This is a genomic window from Shewanella sp. 125m-1 (assembly GCF_052977065.1).
Map to the genome: position 1 here is coordinate 1 of NZ_JBRILT010000102.1, position 542 is coordinate 542.

General features: G+C 42.3%; 1 protein-coding gene. It reads left to right on the forward strand.

Going from position 1 to position 542, the window contains the following annotated elements; all coding sequences use genetic code 11:
- Positions 1-222 precede the first annotated feature (222 nt).
- Positions 223-348, forward strand: a complete 126-nt coding sequence (locus tag ACVBIK_RS20690; protein ID WP_447162354.1) for a hypothetical protein — start codon at positions 223-225, stop codon at positions 346-348.
- Positions 349-542: the final 194 nt, after the last annotated feature.

Here is a 542-nt window from a genome sequence, read left to right on the forward strand (position 1 = left end):
TTTTAAAGTTATCCATAACCACAAATGAAGAGAATACGATGAATGCAATTAGATCATGTTTTTACTTAGATTGGTATAACAATGGAGGCGAGTACTAAAGCAAGTAGTGTTTTCTTCATGAATTTATTCTTAATCTTAGAAATGTATGACTGGATAAACCGCTCCATTAAACCTACACCTGAAAGGTAAAATTACAAAGCACTTCTACCAATTTGAATAAAGATGTCATTGCTGAGCGAGAGCTCTGCGACAGACGACGTAAGGAGTGTCGATATTGAAGCAGTATTTATCGACCGCTGGCGACTCTTTATCATCAAGAGTGGCATCGTTGCCAGCTTAAGTGGATAAGCCTCCTAAAACGGATAGCTCTATTCTGGCTAAGCACAGCGACGGTGCGACGTAAGGAGTGGCTCTTTTCAGCGTTCGCATATACGAAAAAAGCCCGTTGCGTTAGCAACGGGCTTGATCGCTTCTCTTTCGAGAATAATTAGGCGCCTGGAAATGACCTACTCTCACATGGGGAGACCCCACACTACCATCGG

Bases quoted from the DNA above. Each gene is read 5' to 3' on its own strand.
- ACVBIK_RS20690 (WP_447162354.1), top strand. From the start codon at position 223: ATGTCATTGCTGAGCGAGAGCTCTGCGACAGACGACGTAAGGAGTGTC.